The following is a 23,443-nucleotide window of genomic DNA, read 5'->3' on the forward strand; positions in this document are numbered from 1 at the left end:
GGCTGTTGGCTTCCAACAACCGGTCAGTCGAGTAGCCAGGAGTTCCCGATGGTGCATGCTGCTTCAGGGTTCCGGGGAACCCGTGTCGGGGTGGCCGAAGGGTCAGCTCCCAGAATCCAGCCAAACGACGTTGTCGGTGAACGCTTGCCGCGTATTCGTGTTTCCTATTGGTGCGCCAAAGGACACGAGACGCGGCCAGTTTTCCTTAAGCTCCCGGAAGACCAGATCCCCGTCGTCTGGGACTGCCGCCGTTGCGGCTGTCCGGCGTCGCGCGACGAGACGCTGGTGGAAGTCCCGCACCATTCCGAAGAGGGCTACAAGAGCCACCTTGAGTACGTTAAAGAGCGGCGCTCCAGTCAGGACGCCGAAGACGTACTGGCTGGAGCGCTGGAACGGCTACGAGCCCGCGGAACCCTTTCGGACTAGCTGCTCGGGAACCCTTGAGGCGGCATTCTCATCGATCAGCCACAGTGTCCGTGAGCGGCCCCTTGGCCCCGCCGCCGGGACCTGTACCGGGTTTGCGCCGGCCAGGGCAAGCCCTACGGCCCCGGCCTTGTCCTCACCCGCAACAACCATCCACACTTCACTGGCCGTGTTGATCGCAGGCAATGTCAGGGAAATCCGCTCCGGCGGCGGTTTCGGCGAGTTCCGGACACCCACCACCGTGAGCTCCTTTTCCCGGATGCCGGCCTGTTCCGGGAAGAGCGAAGCAACATGGGCATCCGGGCCCACGCCAAGAAGGACCACATCAAACCGCGGCAGCTTCCCCGGGTTCTCGGGTCGGTCGTCGGACATGTCCGCGGCATGCTCCGCTGCGGCTGCTTCGGCGAGTCGGCGCGCGTAATCGGCCGCCGCGTCCTCCGGGCTGTCGAAGTCGTCCGTGGACCCCGGCTGGTTTACGCGGTCCGGGTCCACTGAAATGCGGGACAGCAGGGCGTCGTGGGCCTGAAGGGTGTTGCGGTCGCTGTCGGTGCTGCCGACGAAGCGCTCGTCGCCCCACCAGAAGTTAACTTTGGACCAGTTCACTGCCGGAGCCGCCGCGGAGTCGGCAACCGCCTTGAGGGTTCCAATGCCCACAGTGCCGCCCGTAAGCACCACCGTCGCCTCATCGTGTTTGTCCTGGACGTCCACGAGCTTGGTGATGAGCCGCGCCGCAATGGCAGCCATTAGTACGGATGAGTCAGGGTGGATGCTTACTCTGGGATCAGCGCTCACTGGGACGGACACTCCTTAGATTTGTACGGGGCAGTCCAATAGTAATCACTTCGCCGAACACTTCGTCGGGATCCAGGCGCCGGAGCTCTTCCGCCAGGCAGTCCTTCAGGCTGCGGCGCGGGAGGGAGATGCGCTGCGCCGGCTGGCCGGGCTGGGTCAGTTCCGCCACGGACAGTCCCGGCCGGAACAGCTGGACGTCACCGCTGGCACGGCTCAGCCGCACCCGGCGGATACCGGTCCCGGCAGGGTCTGCCACGATGGTCACGGGGGCGTCCAGGGCCAGCGTCAGCCATGCTGCGAGGAGCAGCGTGCTGGGGGAGTCCGAGGCGCCTTCCACGGCCACGGCCGTCACGGGAGACGGGTCCACCTGGTCCAGCACTGCGGCCAGCTGGATCCGCCAGTTGGTCAGGCGGGTCCAGGCGAGGTCGGTGTCCCCGGCCTTGTAGGTGTTCCGGATGTTGTCCAGAGCCCGCTGCGGGTCCTCCTCGTTGGCTGAGTCGGTGATCCGGCGGTGGGCTATGCGGCCAATGGACGTATCACAGGCGCTCTTCGGCGCGCCGTGCGGCCACCAGGCAACGATCGGTGCGTCCGGGAGCAGCAGTGCCGCCACCAGGGACTCGCTTTCCTCGGCGAGTTCGCCGTAGCCGCGGAGGACGATCACTTCGGACGCGCCGGCGTCGCCGCCCACACGGATCTGGGCATCCAGCCGGGTGGGGGCCTTGGCACCGGCATCGGCGAGGACGATGATTCGGCACGGGTGTTCCCGGCTGGCTTCGTTGGCCGCTTCGATGGCCTCTTCCTCGAGCCCGGACTTGGTGACAACCACGAGGGTCAGCACACGTCCGAGCGCGATCACGCCGCCCTGCTCGCGCAGGGACATGATCTTCTTGGAGATGGCGGAGGTTGTTGTATCGGGAAGATCTACGATCATGGCCTTCTCCAGGTTCGTCCGTCGCGGGCAAGCAGCTCATCTGCCGAGGCAGGGCCCCAGCTTCCGGGGGCGTAGGGTTCGGGCTGTTCGTCAAGGCTGGCCCAGTACTCTTCAAAGGGATCCAGGATCTTCCAGGACAGTTCCACTTCCTGGTGCCGCGGGAACAGCGGCGGCTCACCCAGCAGCACGTCCAGGATGAGGCGTTCGTACGCTTCCGGGCTGGATTCGGTGAATGAGTGCCCGTAGCCGAAGTCCATCGTCACGTCACGGACTTCCATCTGGGTGCCCGGAACCTTCGAACCGAAGCGGATGGTTGCGCCCTCATCAGGCTGCACGCGGATCACCACGGCGTTCTGGCCGAAGTCGTCCTCGCCGTGATCGCGGAACAGCAGGTTGGGCGCGCGCTTGAAGACGACGGCGATTTCCGTCACGCGGCGTCCCAGGCGCTTGCCGGCACGCAGGTAGAACGGCACCCCGGACCAGCGGCGGGTGTGGATGTCCACACGGACCGCGGCGTAGGTTTCCGTGGTGGAGTCGGCGGGGATGCCTTCCTCCTCCAGGTAGCCGAGGACCTGTTCGCCGCCCTGCCAGCCGCCGGCGAACTGCCCGCGCGCCGAGTGGGTGGACAGGTCATCCGGGAGCTTGACCGCGGCCAGGACTTTTTCCTTCTCCGCACGCAGGTCATCGGCGTTGAAGGAAATGGGCTCCTCCATGGCCGTGAGCGCCAGGAGCTGCAGCAGGTGGTTCTGGATGACGTCGCGGGCAGCGCCGACGCCGTCGTAATATCCTGCCCGGCCGCCGGTACCGATGTCCTCGGCCATGGTGATCTGGACATGGTCAACATAGTTGGCATTCCAGAGCGGCTCGAACAACTGGTTGGCGAAGCGCAGGGCCAGGATGTTCTGGACCGTTTCCTTGCCCAAATAGTGGTCGATCCGGAACACGGCATCCGGCGGGAAGACGGACTCCACGATGTCATTGAGCTGCCGTGCCGACTCAAGGTCGTGCCCGAACGGCTTCTCGATGACCACGCGGCGCCACTTGTCACCCTCGGCCTGCGCCAGCCCGTGCTTGGACAGCTGCCGGCAGACCTGCTCGAACGCCTTCGGCGGGATGGACAGGTAGAACGCATGGTTGCCCCGCGTTCCGCGCTGTTCGTCAAGTTCATCGATCGTGTCGCCGAGCCGCTCAAAGGCGTCGTCGTCGTCGAACTCTCCCTGGACAAAACGGATGCCCTCGGACAGCTGGTTCCACACGGCCTCGTCAAACGGGGTCCGGGCATACGCCATGACCGCCGCCTTCACTTCGGCGGCGAAATCCTCGTTCTCCCACTGCCGCCGCGCGAAGCCCACCAGGGCAAAGCTCGGCGGCAGCAGGCCACGATTAGCCAGGTCATAGACGGCAGGCATGAGCTTCTTGCGGGCAAGGTCGCCGGTCACGCCGAAGAGGACAAGCGAGGAGGGGCCGGCGATGCGGTTCAGCCTGCGGTCCCGAGGGTCCCTCAGCGGGTTGCGGCCCCGCGCTGCTGACTTCCTGCTGCCGTTTTCAGTTTCTGGCATGGTTGGTTCGGTGCCTTAGCTTTCAGTGTGGGATGCTGCCTGGCCGGCAAGCTCTGAAACAATGTCCTGCAGCTGCTTGACGCCGGCGGCGCGGTCCGTCAGGTGCAGGCGGAGGACCGGACGTCCGTGGTCGCTGAGGACCTGGGCATCACCGGCGGCCTGAGCCGAGATCAGCTCACCGAACGTGAACGGCCGCTCCGGAATGGAGAGGTCCGTGGCGGACTCGGCGGTGACCTGCAGGAACACACCGATGGCAGGTCCGCCCTTGTGGAACTGGCCGGTGGAGTGCAGGAACCGCGGACCCCAGCCGAACGTCACAGGGCGGCCGCCGACTGCAGCAAGCTGGTCGCGGACGCCTTCGAACGGTGCGTATGCCAGCCGGTCGAAGTAGGCCTGGACGCTGAGGTAGCTGTCGTCTGCGAGCTGGGCGAGCAGTGCGGACACGGCGCCGGACGCCGTCGAAGCATCTCCGAGCCAGTCTCCGCCACGGACCTCAATGGCGCCGTCGACGAAATTGGCGGGCGTGGGCTCGGGCTGGGCGTCCAGCAGGCCCCGGGCGGCCACCTTGGCGGCCTCGACGTCGGGCTGGTCAAACGGGTTGATGCCCAGCAGGCGGCCGGCAACGGCCGTCGCAAATTCCCACACCATCATCTGCGTCGCGAGGCCGCCCGCGATGGCAACCTCGTTTTCGCCGAGCTGCACGTCGTCAGCGTCGGCTGATACAAGTCGTACCACCAGGACATCGGCTGCTCCGGAAGTGACCTCCGGTGCCTCCGGGCCGGCCACCACGGGGAGAATGCCGGTGCCCAGCTTGCCGGTGGATTCGGCGATGAGCTGTTCGGCCCAGTCAGCGAAGCCGACAATGCCGGACCCGTCCTCCGCAATGACGACCTTGTTGCGCAGCGGGCTGGTGCCGCCGAGGGCGGTGCCCAAGGCGAGGCCGATGTTTTCGGCGGTGTCCTCATTGAGGATCTCCGCTGCCTCTTCGGCCTCGTCCAGGAACCCCTGGATGTCCACTCCGGCGAGTCCGCAGGGAACCAGCCCGAAGGCGGTCAGCGCCGAGAAGCGGCCGCCGACGTTCGGGTCCGCATTGAAGACGGCACGGTAGCCGGCCTCCCGCGATGCCTTGTCCAGCGGCGAGCCCGGGTCGGTGACGATGACGATCCGGCTCTTGGCATCGATGCCGGCGTCAGTGAAGGCCTGCTCGAAGATCCGTCGCTGGGAGTCAGTCTCCACGGTGGAACCTGACTTGGACGACACCACGATGGCCGTTTCGGCAATCCGGTCCACCAAAGCGGCACTGACCTGTTCGGGGTCGGTGCTGTCAAGCACAGTCAGCTCGACGCCAGCGGTGCCCGCGATGACTTCAGGCGCGAGCGAGGAACCGCCCATACCGCAGAGGACAATGCGCGTCACGCCGTCGGCCTTCAGTGCATCACGGAGTTCCAGGATGTCGCTGACCAGGGGCTGGGAGACGGCGGCCGCCTCGACCCAGCCCAGCCGGACAGCCGATTCCTGCTCGGCATCCGGACCCCACAACGTATGGTCCTTCGCGAAAATCCGGGTGGCAATGCGGTCTTCCAGCAGGGCGGGAAGGTGCTGCTCCAGTGCCTTGCGGGCTGCGCCGGTGGCGTCGTAGCTGAGTGTGCTCATGGTGGGTTAGGAAGCCTTCCGTGCAGAGGCCAGCGCGGCTTCGACGTCGCCGAGGAGTTCCTTCCAGCTGGCCACGAACTTGTCGAGGCCTTCGGATTCGAGGAGTGCGACGACGTCGTTGTAGGAGATTCCCAGCGCGTCGAGGGCGTTCAGGGTCGCGTTCGCGTCGTCGTAGCCGCGGGTGACGGTGTCACCGGTGACTAAGCCGTGGTCGAACGTGGCGTCCAGGGTCTTTTCCGGCATGGTGTTGACCACGCCGGGGGCGACGAGTTCGGTGACGTAGAGGGTGTCCGGGTAGGCCGGGTCCTTCACGCCGGTGGAGGCCCACAGCGGGCGCTGCGGCAGGGCGCCGGCTTCGGCGAGCAGTGCCCAGCGTTCGGTGGAGAAGAGTTCCTCGTAGACCTGGTAGGCCAGGCGGGCGTTGGCCAGGCCGGCCTTGCCCTTGAGTGCCTTGGCTTCGTCGGTGCCGATGGCGTCGAGGCGCTTGTCGATTTCGGCATCGACCCGGGAGACGAAGAAGGACGCGACCGAGTGGATCTTGGAGAGGTCGTGGCCGTTGCCCTTGGCCTGCTCCAGGCCGGACTGGAAGGCGTTGATCACGGCGCGGTAGCGCTCGAGCGAGAAAATCAGGGTCACATTGACGCTGATGCCCTCGGCCAGGGTGGCCGTGATGGCTTCGAGGCCTTCGAGGGTTGCCGGGATCTTGATCAGGACGTTGTCCTTGGCGACCTTCTTGTACAGGTGCTTCGCTTCGGCGATGGTGCCGGCGGTGTCCCAGGCGAGGCGGGGATCCACTTCGATGGACACGCGGCCGTCAACACCCTTGGTTGCCGCGGCGACGGGAGCGAACAGGTCGCAGGCGTCGGCCACGTCGGTGGTGGTGATTTCGAAGACGGTCTCTTCGACGGTGGCGCCGGCTGCTGCCTGGGCGGTGATGACGGAGTCGTAGTCGTGGCCGGTGGTGATGGCGGCGTGGAAGATGGACGGGTTGGTGGTAACGCCAACGACGTTCTTCTCTTCGATCAGCTTGCGGAGGGTGCCGGTCTGGAGGCGGCCGCGGGACAGGTCATCGAGCCAGATCGAGACGCCGGCGTCGGAAAGCTGCTGGGTGGGGGTAGTCATGTCGAACTCCTTGAAGTCATGAGTTCCGGGGGACGGGGTCCCCCGGAACCGTGGTGGATCAGTTGGAGAGGCCGGCGAGGGATTCCTTCGCCGCGGCGGTGACGGCTTCTGCCGTGATGCCGAATTCCTGGAAGAGGCGCTTGTAGTCAGCGGAGGCGCCGAAGTGCTCGAGGCTGATGGTGCGGCCGGCGTCGCCGACGAATTCGCGCCAGCCCAAAGCCAGGCCGGCTTCGACGGAGACGCGTGCCTTCACAGCCGGCGGCAGGACGGCGTCGCGGTAGGCGGCGTCCTGCTTGTTGAACCATTCCACGCACGGCATGGACACCACCCGGGTGGGGATGCCTTCGGCCTGGAGCGCTTCGCGGGCATTCACGGCCAGCTGGACCTCTGAACCGGTGCCGATCAGGATGACCTGGGCGTCGGCGGTCTTGCCGTCCTTGGAGGCCTCGGCCAGGATGTAGCCGCCCTTCGCCACACCTGCGGTCGAACCGAAGGTGTCGCCCTCGGCGTCGCCCTCGCCGCGGGCGTAGGTGGGGATGTTCTGGCGGGTCAGCACGATTCCGGCCGGGTTCTCGTGGTTTTCCAGCATGACCTTCCAGGCAGCGGCGACCTCGTTCGCGTCACCGGGGCGGACAACGTCCAGGCCCGGTATGGCACGCAGGGAGGCCAGCTGCTCCACCGGCTGGTGGGTGGGGCCGTCTTCGCCCAGGCCGATGGAGTCGTGCGTCCAGACGTACAGGGACGGGACACCCATCAGTGCGCCAAGGCGGATGGCCGGGCGCTGGTAATCGGAGAAGATCAGGAACGTGCCGGAGAACGCCCGGGTCTTCCCGTGCAGGGCGATGCCGTTCACGATGGACGCCGCGGCGTGTTCACGGATGCCGAAGTGCAGCACGCGGCCGTACGGGTTGCCCTTCCAAGCACCGGTGGACCGGGACGCGGGAATGAACGAGGGCGAACCCTCGATGGTGGTGTTGTTGGACTCGGCGAGGTCGGCCGAACCGCCCCACAGTTCCGGCATGACCGGGCCGATCGCGTTCAGGACCTTGCCGGACGCGGCACGGGTGGAAACATCCTTGCCTGCTTCGAACACCGGCAGGGCGGAGTCGAGCTCGACGGGGAGCTTGCGGGCCTCGACACGCTCGAGCAGCGCGGCGGCTTCCGGGTTGGCGGCCTGCCATGCCTCGAAGGAGTCCTGCCATTCGCTGCGGGCAGCGGCACCGCGGTCAACGACGGCACGGGCGTGCGCCAGGACCTCCTCGTCGACCTCGAAGGTCTTCGCCGGGTCAAAGCCCAGGACGTCCTTCAGCGCCGATACTTCTTCGGCGCCCAGGGCCGAACCGTGGATCTTGCCGGTGTTCTGCTTCTTCGGCGCCGGGTAGCCGATGATGGTGCGCAGCGACACGATCGAGGGCTTGGTGGTCTCGGCCTTCGCCGCGACCAGGGCCGCGTACAGTTCCTGGACGTCTTCCTTGTATTCGCCGGTCTTGGTCCAGTCCACGCGCTGGACGTGCCAGCCGTAGGCCTCGTACCGCTTGAGGACATCCTCGGTGAACGCAACGTCGGTGTCATCTTCGATGGAGATGTGGTTCTCATCGTAAACAACCACAAGGTTGCCGAGTTCCTGGTGGCCGGCCAGTGACGAAGCTTCGGACGTCACGCCTTCCTGGAGGTCGCCGTCGGAGGCAATGACCCAGATGGTGTGGTCGAACGGGGACTCGCCCGCGGGAGCGTCGGCGTCGAATAGGCCGCGCATCCGGCGCTGGGAGTAAGCGAAGCCGACCGAGGACGCCAGGCCCTGGCCCAGGGGGCCGGTGGTGATTTCCACACCGGCGGTGTGCTTGTACTCCGGGTGCCCCGGGGTCAGTGAATCCCAGGTACGCAGCGCCTTCAGGTCCTTTAGCTCCAGGCCGTAGCCGGAGAGGAACAGCTGGATGTACAGCGTCAGGGACGTGTGGCCGGGGGAGAGGATGAACCGGTCACGGCCGATCCAGTCCGGGTTCTTCGGGTCGTGGCGCATCAGCTTCTGGAAGAGAAGGTACGCGGCCGGGGCGAGGCTCATCGCGGTGCCGGGGTGGCCGTTTCCTACTTTTTCGACCGCGTCCGCGGCCAAAATGCGGGCCGTATCAACAGCTCGCTGGTCCAAACTGGTCCATGACAGTTCTTGCTCTTCCAAATGTGGCACGAAAACCGGGCCCCTCTCTGTGCTGACGGCAGGTGGTACGAACAGGCCGGAGCGGGGGCACACATAATGGCGCCCGCTGCGGTTAGTACCAGCCGTTCACCATTGAAACGTTGATCTTCATTCAGTCGCGTCCGAGATTCCGGGAATGCGCATTCCATAGGCATTCCTTGCGTGCTGATCTGCAGACAGCTTAGCCCCATTCCAAGGGCTGGTCAGCGTGTATCTCACTAAGTGGACTGAATTTTCCTTATATGAATCACCGCGTCGCGCAGCGGCCGTGAGGATGGGTTAACGTGCCGGAATCATGGAGGCTTCGGAGTCCTAAGAGCCACGGTATGATATTCGGAGGCCACCGCCGGAGGGAGCGGGCCCGTTTTGGGCCGCCGCCGCTGCGAGAACCAGCCGGACTGAACAGCCAGACAGAACAGAGTGACTGCCACCGTGAGCACAACAGATACGCCGCTGAACGCCTCCCGGCTTCCCGGAAAGATCGGGATAGCCCGCAAAGCCAAGGCGTACCTTGCCCTCACGAAACCGCGGGTCATCGAACTGCTGCTTGTGAGCACCCTGCCAACCATGATCTACGCCGAACGCGGATTCCCCTCCATCGGGCTGATCCTTGCGACGCTCGTGGGAGGAGCGTTTGCCGCCGGAAGTGCAGGGGCTTTCAACTGTTACCTCGACCGTGACATCGACAAGCTGATGCACCGGACCGAGAACCGTCCCCTGGTTACCGGCGAAGTGACTCCGCGCGAGGCATTGGTGTTCTCCTGGCTTCTGGGTGCCGCCGCCATCGCGATCCTCTGGTTCGGCGCCAACCCGCTGTCGGCGTGGCTGGGCCTAGGGGCAATCGTCTTCTATGTGGTCATTTACACCATGATCCTTAAGCGCCGCACGGCCCAGAACATCGTCTGGGGCGGAGCGGCGGGTTGCTTCCCGGTGCTGATTGCGTGGGCCGCCGTCACCAACACGGTCGAGTGGCCGGCCATCGTCCTGTTCATGGTCATCTTCCTGTGGACCCCGCCGCACTACTGGCCGCTGTCCATGCGCTACGGCGAGGACTACCGCAACGCGAACGTCCCGATGCTCGGGGCAATCGCCGGGGCCAAGGTCGTCTCGGTCCAGGTTGTGCTGTACGCGTGGGCCATGGTGGCATGTTCACTGCTGCTGGTCCCGGCCGGCGGGGCGGGCTGGGTCTACACGGTCACCGCCGTGGCCGCAGGTGCCTGGTTCCTGTATGAATCGCACGCCCTCTACAACCGGGCCCAGGGTGGCGACGTCTCCGACAAGGGCGCCATGAAGGTCTTCCATGGTTCCATCAGCTACCTGACCCTGCTCTTCATCGCCCTGGCCGTTGACCCCTTTGTGGGTTCGGCCATCATGGGCTAGACGCTCTCTCACTTCCTGTCGCTTTATCCCGGACGCTCTCTCACCTGCAAGGTGAGGGGGCGTTCTGTCATCCCTCAGGGAGTGAGTGAGCGCTGCCAAAGGACCCGCAGGAGCTGCGAGAGCGTCCCGGGAAAACCCGCAGGAGCTGCGAGAGCGTCCAGGGAAAACCCGCAGGAACTGAGAGAGCGTCGTGGGTACCGGTGGCAGGGCACACAAAAGCACCCCGGTCACTGCGGACCGGGGTGCTGACTCTGCGCTGCTTTACTTATCCGGGCTGCGTTACTTAACCGGGCGGCCTTACTTGACCGGGCTGGACCGCGCGACGTCGGCGGCGTTCGTGGCGGCGCTCATGAGCAGGGCCGCACCCAGCATGTGGGCGCCCACCAGGAGGGCGGGGATGCCGTTGTAGTACTGCGTGAATCCGATGGCTGCCTGGAGCACCGTGACTCCCAGCAGCATCAGTACGGCGCTGCGGAACGGGCCTGTGATCCGTGCGCGGAACACAAGGTACAGGCCAAACAGCGCGCCTGCCGTGACGAGGTACGCGGGCACCGCATGGATGTGCGAGAACAGGTCCCAGTCCAGGCCGTTCCGGGGGGCGTCGGCATCGCCGGCGTGCGGTCCGGCTCCCGTAACCACAACACCGAGCATCACGGCGACGGCGGAGAAGAGGGCGACGGCGGCCATCACCGGCCGTGCAGCGCCCGGCAGGGATGGAAGTACGACGGCGGCGAACCGTCCCGTCCGGCCGTACGCCCTGTTGACCAGCAGAGTCGCAATCACGACGAGGGCCATCGACACCAGGAAGTGCAGCCCCACCACCCAGGGGTTGAGCTGGGTCAGCACGGTGATGCCGCCGATGACGGCCTGCGCCGGGATGCTCGCCAGCAGGCCCAGGGCCAGGAGGAACAGGTCCCTGCGCTCCTTGCGGAGATTCCACAGGTACACCAGCATGAGGACCGCAATCGCGGCCAGTGCGAACGTCAGGAGCCGGTTTCCGAATTCAATGAAGCCGTGGATGCCCATTTCCGGGGTGTTCACCAGGGATGCATCAGTGCAGCGCGGCCACGTGGGGCAGCCGAGCCCGGACGCGGTGAGGCGGACGGCCCCTCCGGTCACGACGAGCACCGTCTGGCCGATGAGGGAAAGGACCGCCAGCCTGCGGACGGTGCTGTCGACCGTGACTGGCAGCTTGGACGTCATTCGTCCGAGAATCTGGGGGAGGCGCGATGCCGTACTCACGGTTTTCTCAATTCCACTTGAACCAACGGATGGCAGCTGCACCGGCGAGGACCGTCCAGAGCAGCAGGACTAGGGTGGCGCCTCCATTAAGGGTGCCGGCGAGGAAAGCATCCCGCAGCGCCTCGCCCAACGCGCCGGACGGCAAGAAGTGGACCACTTCCCCGGCGGGCGCGGGCAGCCGCTCCGCGGGAATGACGATGCCGCCCAGGGCACCGAGCAGTATCCATAAAAGGTTGGTGAAGGCCAGGGTCGCCTCCGGCCGGACCGTGCCGGCGACCAGGAGGCCGAGGGCGGTGAAAGCTGCCGCCCCCAGGACCAGCAGCGCCAGCGCCGGTACCCATCCCGTCGTCGTCGGCTGCCAGCCGAGTGCGAAGGCCACGGCCCCGACCACCAGCACCTGCAGGGCCAGCACGGCCAGCACGGCCAGGATTTTTCCTGCAATCAGGCCGGCCCGCCCCAGGGGAGTGGTGGACAGGAAGCGCAGCACCCCGTAACGGCGGTCGAACCCGGTGGAAATGCCCTGGCCGGTGAAGGCCGTGGACATGGCGCAGAGGGCCAGGATTCCGGGCACCGCAACGTCAACGCGGGTGCCGCCAAGGCCGTCCAACAGCGGGGTGACGGTCAGCCCCACCAGGGCCAGCAGGGGAAGGACGATCGCCAGAATGAGCTGCTCGCCGTTGCGCAGCATGGTGACTGCTTCGTACTTGCCTTGGAGCAGAATGCGGCGGTGAAGCGGGGCAGGAGCGCTGCCCAGGACGCGGGTCATCGCATCTCCCTTCCCGAGATGTCCAAAAATACGTCTTCCAGGCTCCGGGCTTCCAGGCTCATGGAGCCGGGCATAATGCCATGGCCGGCCCACCAGGCCGTCAGTGCGGCCAGGTCTTCCGGCGTCAGCGCTCCGGTGGCGGCGTAGCTCCCGGCACGGGTTTCCCGGATGTCGACGGCGGCAGGCAGGACACCCGCGAAGTCCAGGCCGGGACGCGCCTCGAAGAGAAGGGTGCGGACGTGTTCCTGGGCGGCGTCCGTGCTCAGGTTCCGCATCAGCAGTTGGGCCACTGTGCCCTCGGCGACGTTCCGGCCGGCGTCGATGATGTAGACGTAGTCGGCCAGCCGCTGGGCATCGTCCATCAGGTGGGTGGTGAGGATGATTCCCATGCCGGCGTCGCGTAGCTCGGAAATCAATTCGAACACCAGCTGGCGTGACTGCGGATCCAGCCCCGCGCTCGGTTCGTCCAGGAAGAGGACCTCGGGGTTTCCCGCCAGGGCCGCTGCAAGGGCGAGCCGCTGGCGCTGGCCACCGGAAAGGCGCCGCACCGTAGTGCGGCTGAACGTATCAATGCCCAGGCGTCCGACCAAGTCATCCACGGACCATGGATCCTGGTACATTCCGGCGATATGCTTCAGCAGTGGGATGGGCCGGGCCGACGGCGGCAGCCCGCCGTCCTGGAGCATGACACCCACGCGGGAACGAAGGGAAGCCCCCGCCGTGTCCGGGTCCTGGCCCAGCAGGGAGACGGTGCCGCCCGACCGGCGCTGCAGTCCCTGCGCACATTCAATAGTGGTGGTTTTGCCGGCGCCGTTGGCTCCCAGCAGGGCCGTGACCTGGCCGCGTTCGGCGGTGAGGGAGACGCCGCTGACCACCCGGAGCATTTTGCCGTCAAGGGAGGCCAGGGGGCCAACGTCCTTAATAAGTCCCGTGATGGACAGGACGGGAGAATCGGGAGATCGCACCAAAGCATTCTACGCGATGTAGTACGCGCGCCATCCGACGGGATGTGACCGTAGGTCAGCCTCGCCTTACTGGAACGGGGGAGTAAATTACGACATGATTGTGTTGTGTATTCCATGAGCACTCGACTTTCTGCGCCCCGAACCGGGTCCGCCGCGCCAAACGGCGCCGCCGGTTCGTTCCGGCCCGGGACGGCTGCGCCCCAGGCGGCCTCCGAAGCCCGGCCTGCGTCGACGCCGCACGCGTTGCCGGCGGACTCGGATGAGCGCACGCGTGACCGCGTACTGAATGCCGTGCTGGAGCACGGTCCGGTCAGTGCTGCCGAACTCGGCGACCTGCTGGGCTTCACGCCCGCGGCCGTGCGCCGGCACTTGGACCACCTGTCACGCAGCGGTGTGATTGAGGTCAAGCGCGTGGCCAAGGCAGGTGCCGGTGCCGGACGCCCGGCCCGCCGCTACGTCCTGAGCTCGCAGGGCCAGTCCCGCCTAGGCGACGACTACCTTGACATTGCCGGCCTGGCTCTCCAGCGCCTCGGCGAAGTTGCTGGCCCCGACGCAGTCCGCGAGTTCGCCGTCGAGCGCTTCGCGGACATGGAACGCCGCTACGCGCCGGAGATCGAGGCCGCCGGGCCGGATATCACCGCGCGGGCGCAGGCCCTTTCCGCGGCGTTGAGCCGGGACGGCTTTGTGGCCTCGGCAGCGTCCATTGAAGCCAAGGCGCCGCTCCCTGCTGCGCTCTCCAGCGTCCAGCTGTGCCAGGGCCATTGCCCCATCCAGCAGCTGGCCACCAGGTTCCCCGTGTTTTGCGACGTCGAAACCGAACTGTTTTCCCGGCTCGTCGGCGTCGACGTGCGCAGGCTTTCCACGCTGGCACGCGGCGGACACGTCTGCACCACCCACATACCTACAGGCCGTCCGGCCGCCAAGGGTCCCGCGGGTCCCGGACACACCACGGACAGCCTGGGCGAAGTATCCAACCATCTGCAAGAAAGGCCGTGATGACGGACCAACTATCAGAGAATAAGGTTGCTGAAACTACTGTGATTTCGGAGATTCTGGAGAAGAACCCCGAGCTCCACGGTATTGGCACCTATGAGTACGGCTGGGCCGACAAGAATGATGTCGGAGCCAACGCACGTCGTGGCATCAACGACGAAGTTGTCCGGGACATTTCGGCCAAGAAGAACGAGCCGGAGTGGATGCTGGACCTGCGCCTGAAGGGCCTGAAGTACTTCGACCGCAAGCCCATGCCCACCTGGGGTGCAGACCTCTCCGGCATCGACTTCGACAACATCAAGTACTTCGTTCGCTCCACGGAAAAGCAGGCCGCCACGTGGGAAGACCTCCCCGAGGACATCCGGAACACCTACGAGAAGCTGGGCATTCCGGAAGCTGAGCGCAGCCGCCTCGTTTCAGGCGTGGCAGCACAGTACGAATCCGAGGTCGTGTACCACCAGATCCGCGAGGACCTCGAGGCCCAGGGCGTCATCTTCCTGGACACGGATACTGCCCTGCGCGAGCACCCGGAGATCTTCCAGGAGTACTTCGGGACCATCATCCCGGTGGGCGACAACAAGTTTGCGTCGCTCAATACGGCTGTATGGTCCGGCGGTTCGTTCGTCTACGTCCCCAAGGGCGTTCACGTGGACATCCCGCTGCAGGCATACTTCCGCATCAACACGGAAAACATGGGCCAGTTCGAGCGCACGCTGATCATCGCCGACGAGGACTCCTACGTCCACTACATCGAAGGCTGCACGGCGCCGATCTACACCTCGGACTCGCTGCACTCTGCCGTTGTGGAAATCATCGTGAAGAAGGGCGCCCGCGTCCGCTACACGACCATCCAGAACTGGTCCAACAACGTGTACAACCTGGTCACCAAGCGCGCCATCTGCGAAGAGGGCGCCACCATGGAATGGATCGATGGCAACATCGGCTCCAAGGTCACCATGAAGTACCCGGCCGTCTACCTCGTGGGCGAACACGCCAAGGGCGAAACCCTGTCCATCGCCTTCGCCGGCGAAGGCCAGCACCAGGACACCGGCTCGAAGATGGTGCACATCGCACCGAACACCAAGAGCTCCATCGTCTCCAAGTCCGTGGCACGCGGCGGCGGCCGTGCCGCCTACCGCGGCCTGGTACAGATCCGCGAAGGCGCCAAGCACTCCGCCAACACGGTCCGCTGCGACGCCTTGCTTGTGGACACGATCAGCCGTTCGGACACGTATCCGTACATCGACATCCGCGAAGATGACGTCCAGCTGGGCCACGAGGCAACCGTCTCGCGCGTTTCCGAAGAGCAGCTCTTCTACCTGATGTCCCGCGGCATGCGCGAAGACGAAGCCATGGCGATGATTGTCCGCGGCTTCATCGAGCCGATCGCCCGCGAGCTTCCGATGGAATACGCCCTCGAGCTGAACCGCCTCATTGAACTCCAGATGGAAGGATCCGTCGGTTAATGACTGCCGAAACTGTTACTGAAAAGGCCCGCATCGGAGCGCCTTCCATCGCCGGCTTCACCGAGGAGGGCGAGGGGCTGGTCGCCGCCAAGGTGGACCACAGCCACAATCACGGCGTCACCGTGATGTCCTCCCGCGCCGAACGCCTCACAAGCTTCAACGTGGCCGACTTCCCGCTGCCCACGGGCCGCGAGGAGGAATGGCGCTTCAGCCCGGTCCGCGGGCTTGCCAACCTGCTCTCCGACGCCCCCACGGACCGTGATCCCGTGCCGGCCGCCGGCTACACCGTTGAAGCGCCTGAAGGCTACGTCCGCGGCACGCTGGCTCCCGGAGCAGCACCCCGCGGAAGCGTCCTGGTCCCGGCCGACCGGGCCGCCGTCGTCGCCTCCGCCAACACGGACGAGGCCTTGCACGTGGTCATCCCGGCGGAAGCCGAGCCGGCAGAGCCGCTGCGGATCCTGGTCCACGGCGAAGCCGCGGGCCGCCGCTCCAACGCACACTTCGTGCTGGAAGCGGGTGCCAACTCGCGCAGCGTCGTGATCCTGGAGCACACGGGTTCGGCCGACCACAACGGCAACCTGGAAGTCATCGTTGGCGAGGGCGCCAAGCTCACCGTGATCTCGGTACAGCTCTGGGAAGACGACGCCAAACACCTGGCTCAGCACGACGCGCAGGTAGGCAAGGACGCTGTGTACAAGCACATCGCCGTGTCCCTGGGCGGCTCGATCGTTCGCCTGAACTCCAACGTCCGGTTCTCGGGCGAGGGTGCCGACGCCGAGCTGCTGGGCCTCTACTTCGCCGACGCGGGACAGCACCTGGAGCACCGCTCCTTCGTTGACCACAACGTGGCCAACTGCAAGTCCAACGTGCTCTACAAGGGCGCCCTGCAGGGCAAGGACGCACACACCGTCTGGGTCGGCGATGTCCTCATCCAAAAGCAGGCACTGGGCACCGATTCGTACGAGAAGAACCAGAACCTTGTGCTGACGGACGGCTGCCGTGCGGACTCGGTCCCGAACCTCGAGATCGAAACCGGCCTCATCGAGGGTGCCGGCCACGCGAGCTCCACCGGCCGTTTCGATGACGAGCACCTGTTCTACCTCATGGCCCGCGGCATCCCCGAGGATGTAGCCCGCCGCCTGGTTGTCCGCGGGTTCCTCAACGAGATCATCCAGAAGATCAAGGTCCCGGCACTCGAAGAGCGCCTGACCGAAGCTGTTGAGCGCGAGCTCGCCGCGAGCGAGAACTGAAACGGGCAGGCAGGAACGCATGAGTGAACAACCCAAGGGTGAGCTGGTATGCAATGCCAACGACATCCAGGTCAAGCAGGCGCTGCGGATCCTGATCGACGACTACCCGGTAGCCGTCGTCCGGGACTCGATGGGAGAAATCCACGCCATCGGCGACACCTGCTCGCACGCGGACATTTCACTGTCCGAGGGCGAGGTGGAAGGCTGCGCGATCGAGTGCTGGGGCCACGGCTCGCAATTCGACCTGCGCAACGGCCAGCCCCTGCAGCTTCCTGCCTACGATCCCGTGCCGGTCTTCGCCGTCGAGCTTGACGGTGACGACGTCTACGTGGATGTAACCAATGTCCTGAACGGCGCCACGGTCAACACCTACTGAGCGCCCCGGCCTCACAAGACTTACGAACGAAAAAGAAAGAAGAGCATGTCAACTCTTGAAATCAAGGACCTGCACGTCAGCATTGAGACGGAGCAGGGCACCAAGGAGATCCTGAAGGGCGTCAGCCTGACCATCAGGACCGGCGAAACCCACGCCATCATGGGACCCAACGGTTCGGGCAAGTCCACCCTGGCCTCCACCATTGCCGGCCACCCGCGCTACAACGTCACCAGCGGTTCCATCACGCTCGACGGCGAAGATGTCCTGGCCATGAGCGTGGACGAGCGCGCCCGCGCCGGCGTCTTCCTGGCCATGCAGTACCCGGTGGAGGTCCCCGGCGTCAGCATGACCAACTTCCTCCGCACCGCCAAGACCGCCATCGACGGCGAAGCGCCCAAGCTGCGTACCTGGACCAAGGACGTCAAGGCTGCCATGCAGAAGCTGCGCATCGATGCCGACTTCACCCAGCGCAACGTCAACGAAGGCTTCTCCGGCGGTGAAAAGAAGCGCGTGGAGATCCTGCAGCTCGAGCTCTTCAAGCCCAAGTTCGCCGTCCTGGACGAGACCGACTCCGGCCTGGACGTCGACGCCTTGAAGGTTGTCTCCGAGGGTGTCAACCGTGCCCACGCCGAAGGCAACATGGGCACCCTGCTCATCACGCACTACACCCGCATCCTGCGCTACATCAAGCCTGAGTTCGTCCACGTCTTCGTTGACGGCCAGGTTGTCGAAGAGGGCGGTCCGGAACTCGCCGACCGCCTCGAAGAAGAAGGCTACGACCGTTACGCCAAGGGTGCCGGCGCAGCAACCATCCCTGCAGCCGACGCTGCAGTCCAGGGCTAGTAAGGACAACGCCATGACCGAAATCAAAGCGGCCCGCACGGGCCTCGAAGATGTCGAAGAGGCACTGAAGGACGTCATCGACCCCGAGCTGGGCGTCAACATCGTTGACCTCGGACTGCTGTACGGACTGAAGTACTCGGACGACGACGGCGCGCTCCTGATCGACATGACGCTCACCACGGCGGCCTGCCCGCTCACGGACGTCATCGAGGAGCAGGTGGGCAAGGCCCTCGACGGCGTTGTTGACGACTGGCGGTTGAACTGGGTCTGGATGCCGCCGTGGGGTCCGGAGCGGATCACCGAAGACGGACGCGACCAGATGCGTGCCCTCGGGTTCAACATCTAGGCACCGACTCCGGTCGGCTTAAAGCACGACGGCGGCCGTTAACCTTCCCAGCGAAGGTGACCGGCCGCCGTCGTACTTTAAGCGGTTGCTCCGTAGGCGCCCTTATGGCGCGTCGTAACGGCAGTTGCGCAGCAGCGGATCCAGCTACAGGGTTGCCGCGCTGAACGTATCGCACTGGTTGATGTCGCCGGTCTGGTAGCCCTGGTAGAACCACCGCTGCCGCTGCTCGCTTGATCCGTGCGTCCAGGCTTCCGGCGAGACGCGCCCGGTGGCAGCCTCCTGGATGCGGTCATCGCCGACGGCCGATGCCGCGGAGAGCGCATCGTTCAGGTCCTGCTGGGTGAGCGGTTCAAGGAACGGCTGGCCGGTCTTCGGGTCCTGCTGGGTGGTGGCGTACCGGACCCAGAGGCCCGCATAGCAGTCCGCCTGCAGCTCCACGCGCACGGCACCCGATTCGGGACCCTGGGGATCCTGCTGGGCGCGGTCCAGGTTGCCGAGGACGTTCTGGACGTGGTGGCCGAATTCGTGCGCCACCACATATTCCTGCGCCAGGGGACCACCGGACGATCCAAAGCGGTCCACCAGGTCCTGGAAGAAGCCGGGGTCGAAGTACGCGGTGGTGTCAGCCGGGCAGTAGAACGGGCCCACCGCGGAGGTTGCGCCGCCGCAGGCCGTATTGGTGGCCTGGCTGAAGATCACCGTGGTGGGACGCGGATACTCCGTGTTGTACTGGGCCAGGTAGGCCGGCCAGAACGCGTTGAGGCTGTTCACCGTCCCGGTGATCCGGCAGTCGAGCCGGGCATCGGCATCAGCGCCGGTTTCGCAGGCGGGTGCCGTGCCTTGGCTTTGCGGCTCCTGCGCAGCCCCGGTCAGGCCTTCCAGCAGTTGCGGGTTGACCCCGAACAGAGCGGCCAGCAGGAGGATGATTCCGCCCCCGATACCGCCGCCGATCTTCGTTCCGCGGCCCATGCCGCGCCGGTCCTGGACCTGCGACGGGTCCAGTTGGACGTTGTCATTGAAACTCATAGTGTCACAATAACCCGACCGGACCGGCCCGGAGCCGTGGACGCCGGTAAAGTTGATCCGATGCCTTTCCTCAACAGACTCCAACAATGGGCCGATGACCGTCCCGACGACACCGCCGTCGTCGTGGCCGGCCGGCACCTGGGCTGGGCGGCGCTTCGGGACGCCGCGACGGCGCGGATCCCGGACGCCGCGGCCGTGACGATCCTCGCTGAGCCGAACTCGGTGGACTTCGCCGTAGCCTTCGCAGCCGCGGTGGCGGGGGACCGGCAGTGTGCCGTCCTCGACCCCGCCTGGCCCGTGCAACTGCAGGCCGACATCGCCGCCCGGCTGGACAATGCCGTCGCCGCCGGCCCGCCGGCGCCAGCGGAACTTCGTGACGGTCTGCCGGAATCCCCCTTCCTGATCGGGCTGACCTCCGGCACCACCTCCGTGCCCAAGGCCTTCACGAGATCCCGGCGCTCGTGGCAGCTTTCCTTCGACGCATCCATCGAATTCTTCGGCCTCACCCAGGAGGACAAGACCCTCGCCCCGGGTCCGCTGGCGGCCAGCCTTAACCTGTACGCGCTCTCTGAGTGCCTCTACGCCGGCTCCGAATTCCACACGCTGGAATCGTTCGACGTCGGCGACGTGCACGCCGCCATCACTCACGACGGCATCACCCGCCTTGTCCTGGTTCCCACCATGCTCCGGTTGCTCAGTGAGCGCGGACTGGCCGGGTGCGTGGACGCTTCCGGCATCACCTCCATCATCTGCGCCGGGTCCAAGCTCGATGCCCGGACGTTGGAAGCCGCGCGCCGCTGGGCACCCCGGGCCACCATCTTCGAGTACTACGGTGCGTCCGAACTGAGCTTCGTGTCCGGGGCGGGCCTGCGCTCGGGCGCGCCGCTGGACGCCGGAGGAACCGGTATCGGCAAACCGTTCCCCGGCGTCGACGTCCGTATCCTTAGCGACGCGGGCGACCGGGTTCCCGACGGCACGGACGGCAACATCTGCGTCCGGAGCGGCATGCTCAGCAACGGCTACCTCTGGGGCGACGACGGTCAGGCGCTCCGCTGTTTCGACGGCTGGTACACCGTGGGGGACCAGGGCTACCTGCTGGACGGTGAACTCCACATCCTGGGACGGCGCTCGGACATGATCATCACCGCCGGCAAGAACGTGTATCCGCACGAAGTGGAACTGGCCCTCGCGTCCGTCCCGGGAGTGGCGGCCGCCGTCGCATCGGGCATGCCCGATGATGTGCGCGGCCAGCGCGTGGTTGCCGGCGTGGTCCCCTCCCATGGAGGCATCACGGCAACCCAGCTGAAAGCCGGTCTTGATGACGTCCTGCCCAGGGACAAGCGGCCGCTCCAGTATTTTGCCTTGGCCGAACTGCCCGTCACGGACCGCGGGAAAGTCAGCAGGCAACTGCTGCTGGACTGGATTGAACGCGGAGACACAAGGGTCCGCCGCCTTGGCTGAACCTGTGCCGGACCAAGCACCGCCCGGGCAGCTGATGCCCGAACAGTTGCCGCCGGACCGGCAGCCCGTGGTCATCGCGGCCCTGCGGACGCCCATCCGCAAGGCCAACGGGGCCTTCAGGGAGATCCGCGCCCATGAGCTTTTGGCGCCTGTGCTTCGCCGCCTCCTGATGGACAGCGGCCTGCCGGCATCAGCTGTTACGGACGTTGTGATCGGCAACGCGGTGGGAGGCGGCGGCAATGTTGCGCGCCTGGCTGCCTTGGAGGCCGGCTTGCCCGTCAGCGTCCCCGGTGTAACGGTTGACCGTCAGTGCGGTTCCGGGCTGGACGCCATTGTGCTCGCCGCACGGCTGGTAGCTTCCGGAGGCAACGGCGCCTACCTTGCGGGCGGGGTCGAAAGCATCAGTACCGCACCCCTCCGGGCGAACAGGGCCGCCGACGGCAGCCCCGAGTTCTTCCGCCGCGCGCAGTTCGTGCCTGTGGCTTACGGCGATCCGGACATGGGGGTCGCGGCGGAGAATGTGGCATCCGTTGCGAGGGTCAGCCGGGACTGCCAGGACAGGTTTGCGCTGCGAAGCCACCAGCGGGCACTGGCCGCGGCGGCGGCGGGACGCTTCCTTGGCGAGACCGTGCCGCTGGAGGCCGCCTCCGGCACCGTGGCGTCCGACGACGGCCCGCGGGCAAGCCTGTCGGCCGCCCTGTTGTCCCGGTTCCCGCCCGTATTCGCCGAGGGGGGCACGGTCACCGCCGGGAATTCCTGTTTCGACGCGGACGCCGCGTCCGCCGTCGTGGTCACCTCACTCCGGCGTGCCCGGGAGCTGGGGGCAACCGACGGACTGCTGGTGCTCGGTACGGATACCGCGGGTGTGGACCCGCAGGTTCTGGGTATGGGCGCGGCAGCGGCGGCCGGACGGCTCCTGGCGGAACACAACGTAGCGGCCGCGGACATCGGGCTCGTGGAATTCAACGAGGCTTTCGCCTCGCAGACGCTCGCCTGCCTGGATGCCCTCGGCATCGATCCGGAACGGGCAAACCTCGACGGCGGTGCGCTGGCGTTGGGCCACGCGTACGGGGCATCGGGGGCCGTGCTGGTGACGAGGCTCCTTGCGCAGGCGCGGGGTCACAGGACGCCGGGCCCCGCCACACCGGCAGGAACGCTGGCGCTGGCCATGATCAGCATCGCCGGGGGAATGGGGACCGCAGCACTTTTCCGGTATGGGCAACTGGCGCAGGCCCAGGCGGGCGGCTAGCGGCCGGGCTGCCCGCCGTCGGTGCTGTCATCGTCCATGCCTGGTTCACCAAGCCCCCGGGCGGCGAGGGCATCGCCGGTCTGGCGTGCGTAGGCCACCGTAGTAATGAAGACCGGCAGGACCAGTGCCCGGGGGTTGCGTTCCAGTCCGCGCGCGCGGGCGGAGTCCCTGACGTCGGAGTAGGCCCCGGCGATGAAGGGAATGCTGCGGAGCATGATCGCGATGGTGAGGGCGAAGCGTTCAGGATCCGCGCCAAACCGCCGGAATGGCACGGCCAGGGAGACGACGCCGTCGAGGAGCCGCTGCATGGGCGTGGTGGCGGTCAGTATGGACGCGGCCACCACGCACACCAGGATGTTCAGGACAATCCGCGCCGCGACGGGACCGCCCAGCTGCCACCACTGGAACAACCCGATGGCCGCCAGCACGGGGAGGATGGGCCGGACGGCCTTGAACAAACGTGCCGGACCGGCGCCGCTGGCGAGGAACAGGGCGCACATGAGGCCCAGCACCGTTGCGGCGACAGCCCAGTCAACCACCAGGAATGAGGCCAGGCCGCAGCCGACTACTGCGAGGAACTTCAGCCAGAGCGGCGCCCGGTGGACCGGTGAGTTGCCGGGAACGTAGTTGACCAGCAGGAAGTCGTGGCCGCTCACGTGTCCTCCGGAGTGTGCGGGGCCAGGGTGGCGCCCACCGGCGGCAGCCCCGCGGCTGCCAGTGCCCTGTAGTGTTCGACGGCGGCGTCTGCACCGCCGTCGAACACCACCCGTCCGGAGTCCACAACCAGTACGCGGTCCATGTCGCGGACCAGATCCAGGTCGTGCGTGGACATCACAATTTGTTGGCTGAGGCCCGCGATGGTGCGGCGGAGAAGCTCGCGGTTGCGAAGGTCCAGCAGCGTGGAAGGCTCGTCCAGCACCAGAACGGCAGGCTCCACGGCCAGGACCGCGGCCAGCGCCATCAGCTGCCGTTCGCCGCCCGACAACTCGTAGATGCTTTGGTCTGCCAATGGCATCAGGCCGAAGCGGTTGAGCATCGCCGCGGCCGCGTCCCGGCGTTCCCCTGGGTTCCTGACGGACCGCCGCAGGGAGAGTTCCACGTCCTCCCGGCCGGTGGGCATCACCAGCTGGGACAGCGGATCCGTGAACACAAAACCGACCTTCCGGCGCACGGCACGCACGGAGTCGACAGTGTCGGCGCCGTCGATCGTCACCTGTCCACGGCTTGGTGCGACCAGACCGTTGAGCAGACGCAGGAGCGTGGATTTCCCGGAACCGTTCGCTCCGATCACCCCGATCCGCTGTTCGGTGAGATGGAGGGAGATTCCGTCCAGGAGTGTCTTGGGATCCGGACGCCCGTCCACGGCCACCCGGACACTGACCCCGTCCAGAACGATGCTGCCCATG

At 66.2% G+C, this 23,443-nt stretch carries 22 protein-coding genes; 10 read left to right on the forward strand and 12 right to left on the reverse strand.

All coding sequences use genetic code 11. From position 1 onward, the window contains the following. The first annotated feature begins 48 nt into the window (after positions 1 to 48). Positions 49 to 426 carry an RNA polymerase-binding protein RbpA gene (locus tag RW112_RS10795; RefSeq protein WP_305941002.1) on the forward strand — a complete coding sequence of 126 codons (378 nt, stop codon included), beginning with the start codon at positions 49 to 51 and terminating at the stop codon, positions 424 to 426. Here RW112_RS10795 and pgl read toward each other — a convergent pair. Genes pgl through tkt form a run of 6 tightly spaced genes read right to left on the reverse strand, consistent with a single transcriptional unit; the run spans position 397 to position 8,656 of the window. Next, entirely contained in the window at positions 397 to 1,215 is an 819-nt protein-coding gene (pgl, locus tag RW112_RS10800) for a 6-phosphogluconolactonase (protein WP_317781769.1), read from the reverse strand. The two genes, RW112_RS10795 and pgl, sit on opposite strands and share 30 nt — an antisense overlap. Beyond that, positions 1,205 to 2,146, reverse strand: a complete 942-nt coding sequence (locus tag RW112_RS10805; protein ID WP_305941004.1) for a glucose-6-phosphate dehydrogenase assembly protein OpcA — start codon at positions 2,144 to 2,146, stop codon at positions 1,205 to 1,207. Before RW112_RS10805 ends, pgl begins: the two co-directional genes overlap by 11 nt. After that, on the reverse strand, positions 2,143 to 3,705 hold the full coding sequence (gene zwf, locus RW112_RS10810; protein WP_305941005.1) for a glucose-6-phosphate dehydrogenase: 1,563 nt from the start codon (positions 3,703 to 3,705) through the stop codon (positions 2,143 to 2,145). Before zwf ends, RW112_RS10805 begins: the two co-directional genes overlap by 4 nt. 15 nt (positions 3,706 to 3,720) lie before the next feature. Next, positions 3,721 to 5,358, reverse strand: a complete 1,638-nt coding sequence (locus RW112_RS10815; protein WP_317781770.1) for a glucose-6-phosphate isomerase — start codon at positions 5,356 to 5,358, stop codon at positions 3,721 to 3,723. 6 nt (positions 5,359 to 5,364) lie between these two features. Next, positions 5,365 to 6,480 (reverse strand): transaldolase, encoded by a 1,116-nt coding sequence (tal, locus tag RW112_RS10820; RefSeq protein ID WP_317781771.1) that lies wholly within the window; start codon positions 6,478 to 6,480, stop codon positions 5,365 to 5,367. A 58-nt stretch (positions 6,481 to 6,538) separates the two neighbouring features. After that, the gene (tkt, locus tag RW112_RS10825) at positions 6,539 to 8,656 is read right to left on the reverse strand and encodes a transketolase (RefSeq protein WP_317781772.1); all 2,118 of its coding nucleotides are present in this window, start codon (positions 8,654 to 8,656) and stop codon (positions 6,539 to 6,541) included. A gap of 438 nt (positions 8,657 to 9,094) precedes the next feature. Here tkt and RW112_RS10830 point away from each other — a divergent pair, with 438 nt between their 5' ends. After that, on the forward strand, positions 9,095 to 10,054 hold the full coding sequence (locus RW112_RS10830) for a heme o synthase (protein WP_317781773.1): 960 nt from the start codon (positions 9,095 to 9,097) through the stop codon (positions 10,052 to 10,054). Between the two features lie 297 nt (positions 10,055 to 10,351). Here RW112_RS10830 and RW112_RS10835 read toward each other — a convergent pair whose 3' ends face one another. From RW112_RS10835 to RW112_RS10845, 3 genes are read right to left on the reverse strand one after another with little or no spacing between them, the layout of a single operon-like run. Then, entirely contained in the window at positions 10,352 to 11,296 is a 945-nt protein-coding gene (locus RW112_RS10835; protein WP_317781774.1) for a COX15/CtaA family protein, read from the reverse strand. Positions 11,297 to 11,303: 7 nt separating this feature from the next. Next, entirely contained in the window at positions 11,304 to 12,062 is a 759-nt protein-coding gene (locus RW112_RS10840) for an ABC transporter permease (RefSeq protein ID WP_317781775.1), read from the reverse strand. After that, positions 12,059 to 13,027 carry an ABC transporter ATP-binding protein gene (locus tag RW112_RS10845; RefSeq protein ID WP_317781776.1) on the reverse strand — a complete coding sequence of 323 codons (969 nt, stop codon included), beginning with the start codon at positions 13,025 to 13,027 and terminating at the stop codon, positions 12,059 to 12,061. Before RW112_RS10845 ends, RW112_RS10840 begins: the two co-directional genes overlap by 4 nt. Positions 13,028 to 13,132: 105 nt before the next feature. Here RW112_RS10845 and RW112_RS10850 point away from each other — a divergent pair, with 105 nt between their 5' ends. The 6 genes from RW112_RS10850 to RW112_RS10875 are packed head-to-tail and all read left to right on the forward strand — an operon-like array spanning position 13,133 to position 18,301. Beyond that, positions 13,133 to 14,023, forward strand: coding sequence for a helix-turn-helix transcriptional regulator (locus RW112_RS10850; protein ID WP_411709891.1), 891 nt, complete (start codon positions 13,133 to 13,135; stop codon positions 14,021 to 14,023). Beyond that, a complete protein-coding gene (sufB, locus tag RW112_RS10855) occupies positions 14,023 to 15,486 on the forward strand; it encodes a Fe-S cluster assembly protein SufB (RefSeq protein WP_305941014.1) in 1,464 nt (487 codons plus the stop codon). Before RW112_RS10850 ends, sufB begins: the two co-directional genes overlap by 1 nt. Beyond that, the gene (gene sufD / locus RW112_RS10860; protein WP_317781779.1) at positions 15,486 to 16,736 is read left to right on the forward strand and encodes a Fe-S cluster assembly protein SufD; all 1,251 of its coding nucleotides are present in this window, start codon (positions 15,486 to 15,488) and stop codon (positions 16,734 to 16,736) included. Before sufB ends, sufD begins: the two co-directional genes overlap by 1 nt. 19 nt (positions 16,737 to 16,755) lie before the next feature. Beyond that, on the forward strand, positions 16,756 to 17,112 hold the full coding sequence (locus RW112_RS10865) for a non-heme iron oxygenase ferredoxin subunit (RefSeq protein WP_305941016.1): 357 nt from the start codon (positions 16,756 to 16,758) through the stop codon (positions 17,110 to 17,112). Between the two features lie 45 nt (positions 17,113 to 17,157). Continuing rightward, positions 17,158 to 17,955, forward strand: a complete 798-nt coding sequence (gene sufC / locus RW112_RS10870; protein WP_305941017.1) for a Fe-S cluster assembly ATPase SufC — start codon at positions 17,158 to 17,160, stop codon at positions 17,953 to 17,955. A gap of 13 nt (positions 17,956 to 17,968) precedes the next feature. Further along, positions 17,969 to 18,301 (forward strand): metal-sulfur cluster assembly factor, encoded by a 333-nt coding sequence (locus tag RW112_RS10875; RefSeq protein ID WP_011691953.1) that lies wholly within the window; start codon positions 17,969 to 17,971, stop codon positions 18,299 to 18,301. Between the two features lie 144 nt (positions 18,302 to 18,445). Here the strand turns inward: RW112_RS10875 and RW112_RS10880 are convergent, their stop codons facing one another. Next, on the reverse strand, positions 18,446 to 19,327 hold the full coding sequence (locus RW112_RS10880) for a neutral zinc metallopeptidase (protein ID WP_305941019.1): 882 nt from the start codon (positions 19,325 to 19,327) through the stop codon (positions 18,446 to 18,448). 60 nt (positions 19,328 to 19,387) lie between these two features. Between RW112_RS10880 and RW112_RS10885 the strand changes: the two genes are divergently transcribed. Continuing rightward, positions 19,388 to 20,788 (forward strand): class I adenylate-forming enzyme family protein, encoded by a 1,401-nt coding sequence (locus tag RW112_RS10885; RefSeq protein WP_317781780.1) that lies wholly within the window; start codon positions 19,388 to 19,390, stop codon positions 20,786 to 20,788. A 34-nt stretch (positions 20,789 to 20,822) separates the two neighbouring features. Next, positions 20,823 to 22,037: a thiolase family protein gene (locus RW112_RS10890; RefSeq protein WP_317782182.1), complete on the forward strand. Its 1,215-nt coding sequence runs from the start codon at positions 20,823 to 20,825 to the stop codon at positions 22,035 to 22,037. Here RW112_RS10890 and RW112_RS10895 read toward each other — a convergent pair. Both RW112_RS10895 and RW112_RS10900 read right to left on the reverse strand, forming a co-directional pair. Further along, positions 22,034 to 22,693, reverse strand: coding sequence for an energy-coupling factor transporter transmembrane protein EcfT (locus RW112_RS10895; protein WP_317781781.1), 660 nt, complete (start codon positions 22,691 to 22,693; stop codon positions 22,034 to 22,036). The genes RW112_RS10890 and RW112_RS10895 overlap by 4 nt on opposite strands. Next, positions 22,690 to 23,442, reverse strand: a complete 753-nt coding sequence (locus tag RW112_RS10900) for an ABC transporter ATP-binding protein (RefSeq protein ID WP_317781782.1) — start codon at positions 23,440 to 23,442, stop codon at positions 22,690 to 22,692. The genes RW112_RS10895 and RW112_RS10900 overlap by 4 nt, the downstream gene beginning before the upstream one ends. Between the last annotated feature and the right edge of the window lies 1 nt (position 23,443).

This window comes from Arthrobacter sp. B10-11 (assembly GCF_033142195.1).
Taxonomy (GTDB): domain Bacteria; phylum Actinomycetota; class Actinomycetes; order Actinomycetales; family Micrococcaceae; genus Arthrobacter; species Arthrobacter oryzae_C.

Excerpts from the sequence above, each read along its gene's own strand:
- RW112_RS10875 (WP_011691953.1), top strand. The coding sequence starts at position 17,969 with ATGACCGAAATCAAAGCGGCCCGCACGGGCCTCGAAGATGTCGAAGAG.
- RW112_RS10805 (WP_305941004.1), bottom strand. The coding sequence starts at position 2,146 with ATGATCGTAGATCTTCCCGATACAACAACCTCCGCCATCTCCAAGAAG.
- RW112_RS10885 (WP_317781780.1), top strand. The coding sequence starts at position 19,388 with ATGCCTTTCCTCAACAGACTCCAACAATGGGCCGATGACCGTCCCGAC.
- RW112_RS10880 (WP_305941019.1), bottom strand. The coding sequence starts at position 19,327 with ATGAGTTTCAATGACAACGTCCAACTGGACCCGTCGCAGGTCCAGGAC.
- RW112_RS10890 (WP_317782182.1), top strand. The coding sequence starts at position 20,823 with ATGCCCGAACAGTTGCCGCCGGACCGGCAGCCCGTGGTCATCGCGGCC.
- zwf (WP_305941005.1), bottom strand. The coding sequence starts at position 3,705 with ATGCCAGAAACTGAAAACGGCAGCAGGAAGTCAGCAGCGCGGGGCCGC.
- RW112_RS10815 (WP_317781770.1), bottom strand. The coding sequence starts at position 5,358 with ATGAGCACACTCAGCTACGACGCCACCGGCGCAGCCCGCAAGGCACTG.
- sufB (WP_305941014.1), top strand. The coding sequence starts at position 14,023 with ATGACGGACCAACTATCAGAGAATAAGGTTGCTGAAACTACTGTGATT.
- sufD (WP_317781779.1), top strand. The coding sequence starts at position 15,486 with ATGACTGCCGAAACTGTTACTGAAAAGGCCCGCATCGGAGCGCCTTCC.
- tal (WP_317781771.1), bottom strand. The coding sequence starts at position 6,480 with ATGACTACCCCCACCCAGCAGCTTTCCGACGCCGGCGTCTCGATCTGG.
- RW112_RS10840 (WP_317781775.1), bottom strand. The coding sequence starts at position 12,062 with ATGACCCGCGTCCTGGGCAGCGCTCCTGCCCCGCTTCACCGCCGCATT.
- RW112_RS10900 (WP_317781782.1), bottom strand. The coding sequence starts at position 23,442 with ATGGGCAGCATCGTTCTGGACGGGGTCAGTGTCCGGGTGGCCGTGGAC.
- RW112_RS10795 (WP_305941002.1), top strand. The coding sequence starts at position 49 with ATGGTGCATGCTGCTTCAGGGTTCCGGGGAACCCGTGTCGGGGTGGCC.
- RW112_RS10865 (WP_305941016.1), top strand. The coding sequence starts at position 16,756 with ATGAGTGAACAACCCAAGGGTGAGCTGGTATGCAATGCCAACGACATC.
- sufC (WP_305941017.1), top strand. The coding sequence starts at position 17,158 with ATGTCAACTCTTGAAATCAAGGACCTGCACGTCAGCATTGAGACGGAG.